Raw genomic sequence first — 14,004 nt, forward strand, 5'->3', positions numbered from 1 at the left:
GAAAAGCGATGCCGCAATGAAAAAAGCGATGCAGGTCCGCTTGGGAACATGCATCGCCAGAAGATTCGACAGCCGAATTGTCGATTAGCGGCGCCAGTAGCCCGGACCGCCCCGATAGTAGCCGGGACCGCCCCGGAAGTAGCCGTGATGATAGTAAGGGCGACCGTAGTAGCCGTAACCATAGCTTCCGACGACGACCGGAGGCGGCGGCGCATAGACCACGGGCGGCGGCGGCGCAACATACACCGGCTGCTGCGGCGCTACGTACACCGGCGCGGGCGGCGCGACATAAACCGGCGGCGGCGGCGCCTGATAAACCGGATACGCGGGAACCCCGATCCCGATACCCACCGAAACATGCGCCTGTGCAGCGCCGGCAATGCCGACACCCAGCGCCCCTGCAACCATCCAATAAGCGAGCCTTTTCACCTTCGTTCTCCTCGCCGCCTGCTGCCGATCCGTACGGCACGACAAGCGACGGTATGGCTTCAATCTATCGAAAAAGGCCAAATGCCGCTGGAACCATATGTTGCAAATTGCAAGTTTTCTTACGCTTCTGGAAAGGCTAGAACGCGTGCGCCCACGCGAGTCGGCCGTCCGGCGTGCCTTTCGATCAGCAAAAGTCCTGCGACCGGACTTTCGCCGCCCAGCAAGTAACGACATTTACAAATGCAAAGAAAAACCCCGCCGGGCAATCGATCAGGCGGGGCTTTGCAAACACAAAGTTCGAATAGCGACGACGCTTCAACCCACCTTCACATAAGCGAATTCGCGCGAGACATTCGGCGGCACGTATGCCCCGCTGATGACCACCCGAGGCGTTAGACGCTTTTTCTGATCCCACCAGCGACGCCGCTGGGCCTGGCTCAAGAATCGCAAATGTTTTCGATAAGAGAAAATGCTCACAGCGACCTCCGAACGTAGCGATTAAACCTCACGGAAAACGGTGCGCTTTCTCGCGCCACCGTTTTCCCTGTTGATCCATCTTTTCTTTAGTATTCGCGCCCTGTCCGTGCATCAATGTGCGGGATAGAACCCAAGCCTTTCGATCGGTGTGTGTTGAACCACATTCGGCGTTAAGACTCGCGGGCTTTCAGACAAAAGCGGGAAATGGTTCCGAAGGCCTCGGCTGCTTGTGCTTTTCCGGCCAGCTTTACGCCTCGTTGCCAGAAGAACCCCGGCTTTTCTATGTAACCCGTTTCGCTTTTCGTTTCCCTATCCTGCCAGTTTTACGTAGAACGCGCCTTTTGCGATCGTCTCGAATTGACAACACTAGGGTTTTCCGTCGCGAGAAACCCTTTCCTACAGGTTCGCGAACGGTCCTTGCATGCGCCTTTCAAGCTGCGGAGCCTCAAACGGCCGCGCCTTGTGCGACAACGCGCCCAAGCCGCCGTCAAGCCATGTTAAGGTGACGTCCGGCGCCCCACCGAGCTTATCCGGTGGGCGGGGAAGCAAGGCGCAGAAAAGCCGCCGTGTCCGCAGGACGAGTCAGTCGAGAACGAACGACGATCAAGGTCGGCATCGACGCTTCGCTCGTTGGCGGGTTATCGCGCGGCGCAAGACTTATCGATTACGCACCTGCGCATCTTTTCGCGGCGAGTGGCCCGGCCGTCGCCTTCCCTTAGCTTCGCTCACCCTATCCAGCGCAGGTTCGAACCCTGTGCGGCTTCATCGAGGAACCGAGATGTTCGGCGAGATCGCCCGTTTTCTGCTTAATACCGTCTTCACTCTGTTCGGCGCGGCGCTTTTGCTGCGCGCATGGATGCAGGTCGTGCGCATGCCGCCCTATAACCCGGTCTCGAATGGCGTGATGCAGGCAACCAACTGGATCGTGTTGCCGCTGCGCAAGATCCTGCCCGGCGGCAAGATCGACTGGGCGAGCATTCTCGCCGCGTTCATCGCCTCGCTCGTCTACGTGACGTTGATGGTCGTGCTGGCCAACGTCGATCCGACGCTTATGATGCCGATGATCCTTCTCGTCGCCCTCCTCACCGTCGTGAAGTGGGCGCTGAACCTCATCATCTGGATGACGATTCTGATGGCGCTGCTTTCGTGGCTCAATCCGCAATCGCCGGCCATGCCGCTTTTGTTTCAGATCACCGCGCCGTTTCTCGATCCACTGCGACGCATTTTGCCGCGCTTGGGCGGCATCGATTTGTCACCGATCCTGCTGTTCGTCATCGTGCAGGTATTGTTGATGGTGGTCACGCGTCTCGCCGTTTCGATGACCTTGTTCGGCATCTGAACGAAGCGCGCATGGTGGCCGGCGCCGGGGCAGCAATTGCGCTGTGCCGCGCCGCCGCTTAAAATAGCGGGTTCACGCGGGCGTCGTATAATGGCCATTACCGTAGCTTCCCAAGCTACAGACGTGGGTTCGATTCCCATCGCCCGCTCCAGCATCGCCGAGAAAGCCGCCTGTCGTTGTCCGGGCGGCTTTTTAGTTTCCACGCTCTGCACGCGTGCGGATTCGCCAGCCGCGCCGCGTTAGTCACGCACTCTGCTCTCGCCATGAATCACGATTCCCAGGACGACGCCACGTCGTCTAGCGCTCCCGCCGACGAAACCTCCACGCTGCGCCATCGCCGTATCCGCAGCTTCGTGACGCGCGCGGGTCGCGTTTCGCCGGGCCAGCAGCGCGCCATCGATCAACTCGGACCACGTTACATCGTGCCGTATGACGCGCAAGTCGCCGACTGGTCAGCCGTGTTCGGACGCGAAGCGCCGCGCGTGCTGGAAATCGGCTTCGGCATGGGCGGGACAACAGCGGAAATCGCGGCCAAGCGTCCGGGCGACGACTTCATCGGCGTGGAAGTGCACGAGCCGGGCGTGGGCGCCTTGCTGAAGCTGATTGGCGAACAAGGGCTCGGCAACCTGCGAATTCTTCAGCACGACGCCGTGGAAGTGCTCGAACACATGATCGCGCCGGCTAGTCTGGATGGCGTACACATTTATTTCCCCGATCCGTGGCACAAGGCTCGGCATCACAAGCGGCGGCTGATTCAACCGAAGTTCGTGGCTTTGCTCGTGTCGCGCGTGAAACCGGGCGGTTATGTGCATCTCGCGACCGACTGGCAAAACTATGCCGAACAAATGCTCGAAGTGCTGTCCGCCGAACCCGCGCTTCAAAATACCGCCGATGGTTATGCGCCGCGCCCGGATTATCGTCCGGTGACCAAGTTCGAGAAACGCGGATTAAATCTCGGTCATGGCGTTTGGGACTTGCTGTTCCGCCGCGTTTGAAGACGATCGATCTGCCTTTGAATCGAGACGCGGACATTTAGTCACGTCCAAAAAACAAAACCCCACGCTCTAGAAAGACGTGGGGTTCAACTCCCGCCAGAAAGCGTGCGTGACTTTCAGTCAGCCCAACTCAAACCGCCGCTATAACCGACAATCAGAATCAACAAGCCAAAGCCGATGCGATACCACGCGAACGCCGAAAAATCGTGCGAGGCGACGTAACGCAGCAGCCATCGAATACAGATAAACGCGCTCACGAACGCCGCCACGAGCCCGATTGCAAAGAGCCCGAGATCGTTCACGCTCAGCGTGCGCCAGTACTTCGCCATTTCGTAGAGCGTTGCGCCGAAGATGATCGGAATCGCCAGAAAGAATGAGAACTCCGTGGCCACGCGGCGTTCGAGTCCGAACAGCATGCCGCCGATGATCGTCGCTCCCGAGCGCGACGTGCCCGGAATCAGCGCGAAACATTGCGCTAATCCGACCTTGAGGGCGTCGGAGTAAGAGAGGTCGTCGATGGAAGTCACGCGCGGCGCGGCGGCGCGGTCACGCTGACGCGCTTCCGCCCACAAAATGACGATGCCGCCCACGATGAGCGCCACCGAAACCGGCACCGGCGAGAACAATACCGCCTTGATGCTTTTCTCGAACAAAAGACCGAGCGCGATGGCCGGAATGGTCGCGATGATCACGTTGAGCGTGAAGCGCCGCGCGTCCGGCCGTGACGGCAAACCGGTGACTACCGAGCCGATTTTTTTGCGATATTCCCAGCAGATGGCGAGAATCGCGCCGAACTGAATGACGACATCGAAGGTTTTAGCCTGCGCGTCGGTGAAATTCAGGAGACTGCCTGCGACGATCAGATGTCCGGTGCTCGAGACCGGCAGAAATTCGGTCAACCCTTCCACGACGCCCAGAACGAGCGCCTTCACCATCAATATCCAGTCCATCCGTCAGCCCTTTTTCGCTGTTATCGCCGTTCGTGTGGAGCACCCCGCGCCAAGATTTCGACTTATTTTTCGACGATCTGAACACGTATGCCGTTTGTAAGGACTATGATTGTACCGGGTTCGTAAGAAACGCCGGCGAACTGCAATTCTTCGGGCTTGAAGGTGTGGATGGGATACCGTTCGAGCAATTGCGCCGCGAGCATGGCACCGGCGGCAGCGATCTGCTGGTTGTATTGCGCGGCGTCCCCTGAGAACTGCGAATCATCGACGCTTGGCGAGACGAGGATCACCGAGCGGCTTTGCGCGTCATAGCCGAGTTGCGTCGAGAGCGTGAATGCGCCGTTGACGGGGTTGGGCATGAAGGGCGTGGTGAAGCGCGCATCGACATGCACGGTTACGCGATTACGATCAGGCGCCATGCCGATGACGGGATTGCTCAACACGACATCGACGATCTGCGAGATCGTGCGTTGCAAGGGAAACTTGCGCGCGACGGCTTCCTGGACTTGCTGCTGAGAGAACGTGTAGTGATCCGGAATGAACGGGAAGATGGAATTCGAAGCTGCTTGCGTCATCGATGACGCGCCAAGCGCCGGCAAGGCAATGAGCGTGGCAAGCAGGAACCGGCGCCGGGTTAGCGCGACGGGGTTGGACATGCGGGAGTCTCCGGGGGCTGAATTGTGCAATGCGGTGAGGCTAAAAACCGGTCATTGGACCACTGAACTTCAATGCGGTTGCGTGGCGACTTCAAGTTTGGCGATCCACGCGAGCGCAAACTCCCGCGTCTCCCCACACATCTCCGCCGAAGCCTGCAACCCGCCGCAACAAGCCGGTCTGCGCGGATCGCCGAAAATCGCGCAACGCAGATCATCGCCGAGTTGCACGCAGCGTTCGCCGGCAGGCTTGCCGTTTGGCATCCCCGGAATCGGACTCGTAATGGAAGGCGCGATGCAGCACGCACCGCACCCTTCGCGGCACGCATGCGGCGCGCTCGAAGCAGTCGACATGACATTGGCTCAAAAGCGTAAAACCGCATTGTCCCACGCCTGAAGTTTGCGTTTCGTCAAACCCGGAAGCCGTACTGCGACCTTATCTCGCAATTGCCGCGCGCCTCGCGCTTTTACACTCGTGCGCAAGCCCAAGGTCCGTTATGACATCCTCGAATACCTTCTTCCGCCCCGATCTCCTCGAACGTTACGACGCGCACGGTCCGCGCTACACGTCCTATCCGACCGCCGTCCAGTTCATCGATTCCTTCGACCCGAAGCATTACTGCCAGGCGGCAATGAAAGCCGATCCGGCCGCCGATCTATCGCTCTACTTCCACATTCCGTTTTGCGACACCGTCTGCTTCTATTGCGGCTGCAACAAGGTCGCGACGAAGAATCGCGCGCACGCGCGGCCGTATCTCGACCGCATGAAGCGCGAACTTGCGATGCACGCCGCGCTTGTCGATACCCGCCGTCCCGTGACGCAACTGCATTGGGGCGGCGGCACGCCCACGTTTCTCTCGCACGCCGAGATGACGGAGTTGATGGCCGCGACCGCCGAGCACTTCAACCTCGTATCCGACGATCGCGCCGAGTATTCGATCGAAGTCGATCCGCGCGAGGCATCGGCGGAAACGATCGGTGTGTTGCGTGAGCTTGGCTTCAATCGGCTGAGTCTGGGCGTGCAGGATTTCGATGAACGTGTGCAGCGGGCGATCAACCGCGTGCAGCCTTATGCGATGACCGAAGGCGTCATGCAGGCGGCGCGGCGAAATGGCTTCAAGTCGATTAGCGTCGATTTGATTTATGGCTTGCCTCATCAGAGCGTCGAGAGTTTTACGCGCACGCTCGATGCGATGATCGCGCTCGCGCCGGATCGTGTCTCGGTGTTTGGTTATGCGCATATGCCGGCGCTGTTCAAGATGCAGCGGCAGATGGATGAATCCGCGCTGCCCTCGCCTGCCGTGCGGCTTGCGATTCTCAGGCGCGTGATCGAGCGCATGAGCGACGCGGGGTATGTTTATATCGGCATGGATCATTTTGCGTTACCCGGTGATGAACTTTCTCTCGCGCTCGCGGACGGGACGCTTCAGCGGAATTTTCAGGGATATAGCACGCGTGGGGATTGTGATTTGATTGGGATCGGGGCTTCGGCGATTGGAAGGATCGGCGATGTCTACGCACAGAATGCGCGTGGTGTCGATGAGTATGCGGCTGCTATCGACGATGGACGGCTTGCCATTGCGCGTGGGGTGCGGTTGTCGGCCGATGATCTTCTGCGGCGCGATGTCATCATGCGGTTGATGTGCGGTGGTGGGCTGTGGTTCGATGAGATCGAGCGGGTGCATGGCATTGCGTTTGAGAGCACTTTCGCCGATGAACTCGCGCGGCTTGAGGCTATGGTTGATGATGAGCTTGTTGAGATTGGACGCGACGGGATTCGGGTGTTGCCTGCGGGACGCATGCTGGTGCGGAACGTGGCTTCTGTGTTTGATGCTTATCTCGGGCAGGCGAGAGTGAAGCGGTTTTCGCGGATGGTTTGAGTGGGCTTTATCGGCAATCGAAAACTAGAATCCAGAACAAGCAATTCAGGAAAACGGCCGTGTTCTTGCGAACCTCGCATATTTGAATCCCGGTTTGACTAGGCGGGATCGACTGGATGATTTAGCGGGAACGGCTGCGATCGGCCACAACGGACCTATCCGTAATTCTGTGGGCGAGGCATATTATGAGAGGTAAAAGTCATGGATATGCCGATGAAGAAGAAACGCACCGTCGCTTCTCAGGCAGCGGCCCGAGGGCCGCTGCCTGCCCTTCCGGAAGGTCTGCTGGATGACCTGGTCAAAGGCCCGATGACGCCCACCGAGGTCCAGGACCTGATGCTGGCGTTCAACAAGGCACTCATCGAGCGCGCGATGGGCGCCGAGATGAAGATGCATCTGGGCTACCTGGCGGGGCAGCCGAAACCCGACGGCCAGGACAACGAACGTAACGGCGCCAGCGGCAAGACGCTCATCACCGATTATGGCCCGCTCAGGGTCGATCTGCCGCGTGATCGTGACGGCACTTTTGAACCCATCCTGATTCCGAAACACGAGCGCCGTTTTACCGGTTTCGACGAGCGCATCATCGCCATGTACGCGCGCGGCATGAGTGTGCGCGAGATCCAGGCGTTTCTGGCCGAAGCCTATGGCACCGAGGTTTCGCCCGATTTCATCAGCTCGGTCACCGACGAAGTCATGGCTGAAGCGCTCGCCTGGCAAAGCCGTCCGCTTGAGCCGATGTACCCGGTGGTGTTCTTCGACGCGCTGCGTGTGAAGATCGTGGCGACGGCGTGGTGAGCAACAAGGCGGTGTATCTGGCGCTGGGCATTCAGGCCGACGGCCAGCGCGATGTGCTCGGCCTGTGGATCGAACAGACCGAAGGTGCGAAGTTCTGGCTGAAAGTGTTCAACGAACTGAAGACCCGGGGCTGCCAGGACATCCTGATCGCGGTGGTCGACGGCCTGAAGGGACTGGCTGAGGCGATTGGCACGGCGTACCCGCGTACGGCCGTGCAGACCTGCATCGTGCATCTGATCCGCAACAGTCTGGAGTACGCCAGCTACAAGGACCGCAAGAGCGTGGCCGCAGCGCTGCGGCCGGTCTATGCCGCCGCGAGTGAACAGGCCGCTCAGCAGGCCCTGGAGGCCTTTGCCGAAGGCCCGTGGGGTGCGAAGTATCCGACTATCGTGCAGTCGTGGCGACGGGCGTGGGAGAACGTCACACCGTTCTTCGTGTTTCCGCCGGACATACGCCGTGTCGTCTACACCACAAACGCCATTGAGAGTCTGAACATGCAACTACGCAAGATCATCAAGACACGCGGCCACTTCCCCAATGACGAGGCCGCCATCAAGCTGCTGTGGCTGGCATTGCGCAACGTGCTGGCAAAGTCAGTACGCGCGGCGTTCGACTGGTCGTCCGCGATGAACCAGTTTGCCATCCTGTTTGGAGAGCGTTTTACCAACGCACGCGGGTGACTCCGCTAACCGCCTCGCACACAAAAATGCGGACAGGTTCCGCGCCATTGGAACGGCGGAATTACTTCGAAACCTGCCGGATGAGATACCCACACAATTCAGTCATTGCTGAACTCATGTATCCGCGATTCCACCGACGGCATACGTTCGCTTCCGATGCTTGGGCCGAGGGTCGCGACCGCTGCACAATTACAATGCTGCTTCACAATACATCAAGCTGTCGATTGCGGCGGATTCCAACGAACGCGCTGAAGCGGCGTTGTCTCTAATCGCTCGAAATTCACAATCCCAAGTTCTTCGAGCCACTTAACCCACACCAAGATTCCGCTGCCATAACGCCGCATTGATGCTTCAGATACGCCCATATCAAATCGACCTTTGAAAACCTGCCCGACTTCGAGGCCACCAACTCCCGGGTTGGACTCAAGAAGTTCAATTGCCGCTCTTATTGTCGGTTCAGAAATAACCTTTAGTGCCAGCCAAGACTCTTCTCCCCTTTGTTTTGGGCGATCAAGCAAAGCTGGTTCAATTGTCGATGTGATCAAGCGAAGGCCGTTCAGAACATAGAGCGCATTCCGATCCGTGGGCTCGCTTCTATATGCTGGCCTCATAAGTCGCTTTATGACATCAAGTACTCGTGCAGGAGGAGCCTCGCCGACAAAAAGACGTCGCCCTTTTCTCCGACGGCCTTCGGCGCGAAAATGCCCGAAATCACTAGGGGGAGTCTGTTCGACACGATGCGTCACCAAGTCTGAACTGTCTACGCCTAAGATTCCGAGCGATTGGAACCAAGACACTAAGCGACGCGAGATTGCAGCAATAGTTTTTTCAGAATACTCGTTAGCCGAAAAGCTTTGACTCCAAATACCAACAAGACTGGTCAATGGGAGCTGGCGAAAGCCCTTCCCATGCGCGTCAATAACTTTGCGCAAAAGAGCATGCGTAGAAAAGAACTTGAATGCAGCGGAGAGAAGATCACGTTGACTCTGATGCACCAATCGAAGACGTTCGTTCTTTCGGTCGTACGCGCAAACACCCATCATAACAAGATCGCGGGCCACGTTGTCCAAAGTGCCTTTCTGAAGCGAGAGTCGGGTGCACAGACTCGTAATCGAAGAAGTTTTTGCGCAGGCCTCGATAACCAGCTTCGCAGTAGAAGGCGTCGACACCGGCACATAACGAGCGGGTATAGCAGGAACTTGGTTATACAGAACAAAATCTCGAAATATGTCCCAGTAAAGCACCAACTTCCCGGAATTTCTTACTATAAGGCGTTTATGTAGCAACAAATCAACAGTATTGTCGCCAAACTGCTCAACAATTTTAAGTGGTCAGCCGGAGAATCACTCGCTATTCGCTCTAGGCAAGCGACTTGAAGATGATCAAGATCCGACAGATCTTTTTTGAATAGCGCGTCAACATCCAATGCGCGATCTAATAGCTCTCGCTGCATCGCCGGCTTTGCTTGCAGAACTTGGAATGCGTGTACGCAGAGTTTCTTTAGCAGCCACGGATACCCTTGACAATGCTCGGCCAGTAGACGAGTTAGGCTATGTGAAATAGGAACTTGCAACTCCCGCGAGAATCGGCTCAAAAGCTTCGATATATCACCCTTGGTAAAAAGCGGCAGCTCAAATTCGCGACGTCGATCAGAAAACGAATGCCATACGTGATATGCAGGATGGTCTGCCGGGATTGACCCATCTGTCTTCCATGAGAAGCCAAGAATTACATTTTCTTGGGCCGATTCCACAGCCGAAGAAAGCATCTTAATCTGCACAAACAAGTCGGCGAGTTCTTGCTTTGTGGTTATTTCCTCAAATTGGTCAAAAAATAAAACAACCACCTTGTTATTATTTTTTAAATCCTCGAGCAAGGAAGTCATTGATGTGTCGGTAAATGGCTGTCCCGCTGAAGGTATCCTGCAGGACTTGTCGTCGCTCGCAACGAACCCCGACTCAATCGCTTCGTCGAAGCACTTTTTTTAATGCAAGTTCCGGATACCGTGCTGAACTAGCAGTCCGGCAGTCGACCGCATAGAAAAAAACCTTATCCCTGTTTTTACTCGAGTGACAGATTGAGCGAAGCTTGACTAAAAACGAACTCTTACCCCATCCAGATGGAGCTTTTATCGCAAGAAGGCGCGTCGACGATTGAGCAGTCCGCACGTATTCGAAGTAGTCAACAATGCCCTGAAGTAGTTCGTCACGCCCGACGAAATCTTCCGGTCGTGCAGGTCGATAATCAGACCAGTCGTCGGCCACTGGAACGGGAGCAATACTGTCTAGTTCCTGCTTTAGCGAAGTGTCGGCGATTGTCCCGACTGATACCAGTTCGTCGCTTCCGGAAACCCATTGCAGCGACTTCAGATTTGAGTCCCTTGCATTCAACTGCTGTAGGATAGCAGCGCTCCGAACAGGAGCTCCATCTTTGGCGTTATAGGCCAAGACGGTATCCGCGACGCCAGATTTCGGCCCAACTGCAGATACCGCCCAAAACTCCCCGAGGTCAGTAACGCAAAGGGTATAACTGCCTAATACCACGTGCGAAGACGGCAAGGGAAGTGCCTCAATCGGAACTATCTGTCCTGTGGAGACAAGTAAATGAACCACTTGCCTCGGCTCCCAAACTCGTAGACGTTCGCGTTTCTCCGGCGGACCTGACCGATGATGCTCTATAAGACCATTCGCGTCTTTGCCCAACTTACCCGTGGTAATCAGCCAGGCGGCCTTAAATTCATCGTGGAAGGCTAAGTTGCCCATAAGCTTAGTTAGAACGTCAGCACTGATCGTCTTATCTCGATAAGCCTTACACTCGACCAAGATTCGACTTCCTGTCTGCTTGTCCTCGGCTACCACGTCGAGCTCGCATCCTGTTACCCGTACCGTTGTTCGTACGTGCTCGAACTGTAGCGCTAGGAGAAGTCGTCTAGCTAGCTGTTCGAGCAGTGCGCCCCGCTCCGTGCTTGTGTCGCCTTCCTTAACCGTAACTTCAATCCCTACTTCTGCGCCTGCTCTTGATCCAGTCATCGTCGTGGTTTTTTGATGGACGCGTCGACGGCGTCCTAGATTATTAATAAGCTCTATCGCCCCATGAACAGGTACATAAGAGCTGTTTTTTGCCGGTCGCACGTTCTCTGATTCGATCCGACGGCGAGTCACTTAGAATGACCGCACACTGTATTGTATTTGAGAGTCTATATAGACTCGGTGCCCCCATGGCCAGTTGGAACAGCAATCAGGTGAAAAAGCCCCTCTCGTAACGTATGGTCTTCTTACACTAGTAATGCTCGGAGACCACAATCCGGATGGCCGGACTAATCTATTAACTGCCGTTGCATGCTCGACAACGCGACCGGCAGCAACGGCTCGCAAAGCCTCTCTCACAAAAACACAAAACAGAGACACCTCACAATCAAACACCCTCCACAAAATCTCCAACTTCCACGCCCACATCCACCTATCGACCACCTACCGTCAAACCACCTGCCCGCGCCTCAACAAACCATCCCCCAAGTATTTCCCCCCACCCTGGCTTAGAATGACACCCACCCCGGGCCCCCACCGCCCATCCATTCACTCGCCGATGGACCTCCGCACAAGAAGCCCATCGTCGCGCCGCCCGAGTGCCTCAAGCGCGCATCGCACGTCACGCGCGTTTCGCATTCGGCAATGCCACTGCCCGACGCCATGCCAACCACTTCGCCGCAGTTTGCCCCGCTAGCCCATCTCGCCGCCGATCTGAAAAGCGGTCGCACCACCAGTCGCGCACTCGTCGAATCCGCGCTAGAACGTATCGCCAATCCGGCCGGTCAAGGTTCCATCGTTTTCACGCATGTCGATGCCGCCCACGCCCGCGCCGCCGCCGATGCCCTCGACGCGCTGCGCCGCGCCGGCACCGTGCTTTCGCCGCTCGCGGGCATCCCCGTTTCCGTGAAAGATCTCTTCGATATCGAAGGGCAAGTCACGCGCGCCGGCTCCCGCGCGCTCGCCAGCACCGCGCCCGCCCAAGCCGATGCCGTGAGCGTCGCGCGCCTGCGCCGCGCAGGCGGCGTGATCGTCGGGCGCACCAACATGAGCGAGTTCGCGTTCTCCGGGCTTGGCCTGAATCCGCACTTCGGCACGCCGCACTCGCCATATCGCGCAAACGTGCTGGGCGACGAACGCATCGCGGGCGGCTCGTCGTCAGGCGCGGCGGCATCGGTGGCGGACGGCATGGCGGCCATCGCGCTCGGCACCGACACCGGCGGCTCCATCCGCATCCCCGCCACGATGTGCGGCCTCACCGGCTTCAAACCCACCGCCAGCCGCATTCCGAGGCAAGGCGGCGTGCCGCTGTCCAAATCGCTCGATTCGTTCGGGCCGATAGGCGTCTCGGTCGCGTGTTGCGCGCTAGTCGATCGCATTCTCGCTGGCCGCGAACCCGATGTGCCCGCCACGCGTCCGCTCGAAGGCGTGCGCCTCGGTGTGCTCACCAATTACGTGACGGACGGCCTCGATCCCGCCGTTGCCAGCGCCGTCGATGCGGCCATCAATCATCTGTCGGCGGCGGGCGCGCTCGTGGAAGACGTGCGCTTCGGGCCGCTCGATCGTCTGCCGGACATCAGCCGCTTCAGTCTCGTCGCCATCGAAGCATATGCGTGGCATCGCAAGCTGCTCGCCGATCACGCCGCCGAGTACGATCCGCGCGTGCTCGCTCGTCTGCTGCGCGCCGAGTCGGCGAGCGCGGCGGATTACATCGACCTGTGCGAAGCGCGCGCCGCGATGATCGACGAAGCGCGCACGACACTGTGGCAGCGTTTCGACGCAATTCTTTGCCCGACGGTGCCGGTTCTGCCGCCGCGTATCGCCGAGCTGGAACAGGACGACGATCTCTTCACGCGCACGAACGCGCTTATCCTGCGCAATCCCACGACCTTCAATTTTTTGGATGCCTGCGGGCTGTCGCTGCCCTGTCATCGGCGTGGCGAGGCGCCCGTGGGGCTCATGCTCGCGGGCGCGCCGCACGCGGACGACACGCTGCTCTCCATCGGCCGGGCAGTCGAAGCGGTGCTCGATACGACGCGCTAATGTTTCGCGCCGGACGTTCGCGCTAGAATTCCTCCGCGATCTCCCGCAACTCAGGTGCTTCTTTCTCGAATCGTTGCGAAACAAATGAACAACCATCTAAATCACTTTACGATGCATCAGGACGACCGCTCCCTCGGCCGCGAGAAGCGCTTGCTCGTGTTGCTCGGGTTCGTGAGTCTCGCGCTCGTTGGCGGAGCGTTGTATCTGCAGTTCTTCCAGGGCGAAGACCCTTGCCCGCTTTGCATCATCCAGCGCTACTTCTTCGTGCTGATCGCCGTGTTCGCCTTTCTCGGCGCGGGAATGCGCGGCTGGCGCGGCGTCGCGCTGCTCGAATTGCTGGTGGTGATCTCCGCGCTCGGCGGCGTCGCGACGGCGCTGCGCCATGTCTACGTGCAGTCGCATCCCGGTTTCAGTTGCGGTTTCGACGCGCTTCAGCCCATCGTCGACAACCTGCCGCCCGCACGCTGGCTGCCGCAAGTGTTCAAGGTCGCGGGCCTGTGCGAGACGCCTTATCCGCCCATTCTCGGGATCTCGCTGCCGCAATGGTCGCTGATCGCCTTCGGGGTGATTTTCCTGCTCGTCGGCGGCAGTCTGCGTCTGAAACGCAAGCTGCGCGCCGCCGCGCGCTGATTCCGCCACGTTTCATCCCCCTTCCCCGGCGCGGGCTTTTACACGGCCCGCGCGTCTTGCCTCTTCCTCGCATCAGCACATCCGCATAATCTGGATACGGTCCC

At 58.3% G+C, this 14,004-nt stretch carries 12 protein-coding genes, 1 tRNA gene and 1 pseudogene; 7 read left to right on the forward strand and 7 right to left on the reverse strand.

The annotated features are described in order from the left end of the window. Positions 1 to 84 precede the first annotated feature (84 nt). Positions 85 to 408 (reverse strand): hypothetical protein, encoded by a 324-nt coding sequence (locus P9292_RS21765; protein WP_409015402.1) that lies wholly within the window; start codon positions 406 to 408, stop codon positions 85 to 87. A 1,276-nt stretch (positions 409 to 1,684) separates the two neighbouring features. Here P9292_RS21765 and P9292_RS21770 point away from each other — a divergent pair. From P9292_RS21770 to trmB, 3 genes are all read left to right on the forward strand, one after another. Beyond that, positions 1,685 to 2,245: a YggT family protein gene (locus P9292_RS21770; protein WP_244827411.1), complete on the forward strand. Its 561-nt coding sequence runs from the start codon at positions 1,685 to 1,687 to the stop codon at positions 2,243 to 2,245. A gap of 76 nt (positions 2,246 to 2,321) precedes the next feature. After that, positions 2,322 to 2,396: transfer RNA gene (locus P9292_RS21775), tRNA-Gly, on the forward strand. A gap of 112 nt (positions 2,397 to 2,508) precedes the next feature. Next, on the forward strand, positions 2,509 to 3,240 hold the full coding sequence (gene trmB, locus P9292_RS21780; RefSeq protein ID WP_244827410.1) for a tRNA (guanosine(46)-N7)-methyltransferase TrmB: 732 nt from the start codon (positions 2,509 to 2,511) through the stop codon (positions 3,238 to 3,240). A 116-nt stretch (positions 3,241 to 3,356) separates the two neighbouring features. On the opposite strand, the gene P9292_RS21785 is transcribed toward trmB, so the two are convergent. From P9292_RS21785 to P9292_RS21795, 3 genes are all read right to left on the reverse strand, one after another. Beyond that, entirely contained in the window at positions 3,357 to 4,190 is an 834-nt protein-coding gene (locus tag P9292_RS21785) for an undecaprenyl-diphosphate phosphatase (RefSeq protein ID WP_309841994.1), read from the reverse strand. Between the two features lie 62 nt (positions 4,191 to 4,252). After that, on the reverse strand, positions 4,253 to 4,846 hold the full coding sequence (locus P9292_RS21790) for a DUF1439 domain-containing protein (protein ID WP_309961189.1): 594 nt from the start codon (positions 4,844 to 4,846) through the stop codon (positions 4,253 to 4,255). Between the two features lie 69 nt (positions 4,847 to 4,915). After that, positions 4,916 to 5,197 carry a YkgJ family cysteine cluster protein gene (locus P9292_RS21795; protein ID WP_250492023.1) on the reverse strand — a complete coding sequence of 94 codons (282 nt, stop codon included), beginning with the start codon at positions 5,195 to 5,197 and terminating at the stop codon, positions 4,916 to 4,918. Positions 5,198 to 5,340: 143 nt separating this feature from the next. Here P9292_RS21795 and hemN point away from each other — a divergent pair, with 143 nt between their 5' ends. After that, on the forward strand, positions 5,341 to 6,723 hold the full coding sequence (hemN, locus tag P9292_RS21800; RefSeq protein WP_309961191.1) for an oxygen-independent coproporphyrinogen III oxidase: 1,383 nt from the start codon (positions 5,341 to 5,343) through the stop codon (positions 6,721 to 6,723). A 207-nt stretch (positions 6,724 to 6,930) separates the two neighbouring features. After that, positions 6,931 to 8,201: pseudogene (locus P9292_RS21805) on the forward strand (IS256 family transposase). A gap of 212 nt (positions 8,202 to 8,413) precedes the next feature. On the opposite strand, the gene P9292_RS21810 reads toward P9292_RS21805, so the two are convergent. The 3 genes from P9292_RS21810 to P9292_RS21820 all read right to left on the reverse strand — a co-directional run bounded on the left by P9292_RS21810 (position 8,414) and on the right by P9292_RS21820 (position 11,230). Next, complete coding sequence (locus tag P9292_RS21810) at positions 8,414 to 9,445, reverse strand: hypothetical protein (RefSeq protein ID WP_309961195.1); 1,032 nt, start codon at positions 9,443 to 9,445, stop codon at positions 8,414 to 8,416. 20 nt (positions 9,446 to 9,465) lie between these two features. Beyond that, positions 9,466 to 10,086, reverse strand: a complete 621-nt coding sequence (locus tag P9292_RS21815; protein WP_309961197.1) for a hypothetical protein — start codon at positions 10,084 to 10,086, stop codon at positions 9,466 to 9,468. A gap of 73 nt (positions 10,087 to 10,159) precedes the next feature. Then, positions 10,160 to 11,230: a restriction endonuclease gene (locus P9292_RS21820; protein WP_309964118.1), complete on the reverse strand. Its 1,071-nt coding sequence runs from the start codon at positions 11,228 to 11,230 to the stop codon at positions 10,160 to 10,162. Between the two features lie 642 nt (positions 11,231 to 11,872). Here P9292_RS21820 and P9292_RS21825 point away from each other — a divergent pair. Together P9292_RS21825 and P9292_RS21830 are read left to right on the forward strand one after the other, a co-directional pair. Further along, positions 11,873 to 13,270, forward strand: coding sequence for an amidase (locus tag P9292_RS21825; RefSeq protein WP_409015184.1), 1,398 nt, complete (start codon positions 11,873 to 11,875; stop codon positions 13,268 to 13,270). A 111-nt stretch (positions 13,271 to 13,381) separates the two neighbouring features. After that, on the forward strand, positions 13,382 to 13,900 hold the full coding sequence (locus P9292_RS21830) for a disulfide bond formation protein B (protein WP_244827988.1): 519 nt from the start codon (positions 13,382 to 13,384) through the stop codon (positions 13,898 to 13,900). The last annotated feature ends 104 nt before the right edge of the window (positions 13,901 to 14,004 follow it).

Origin of the sequence: Caballeronia sp. LZ001, assembly GCF_031450875.1 — a bacterium.
Classification (GTDB): Bacteria; Pseudomonadota; Gammaproteobacteria; order Burkholderiales; family Burkholderiaceae; genus Caballeronia.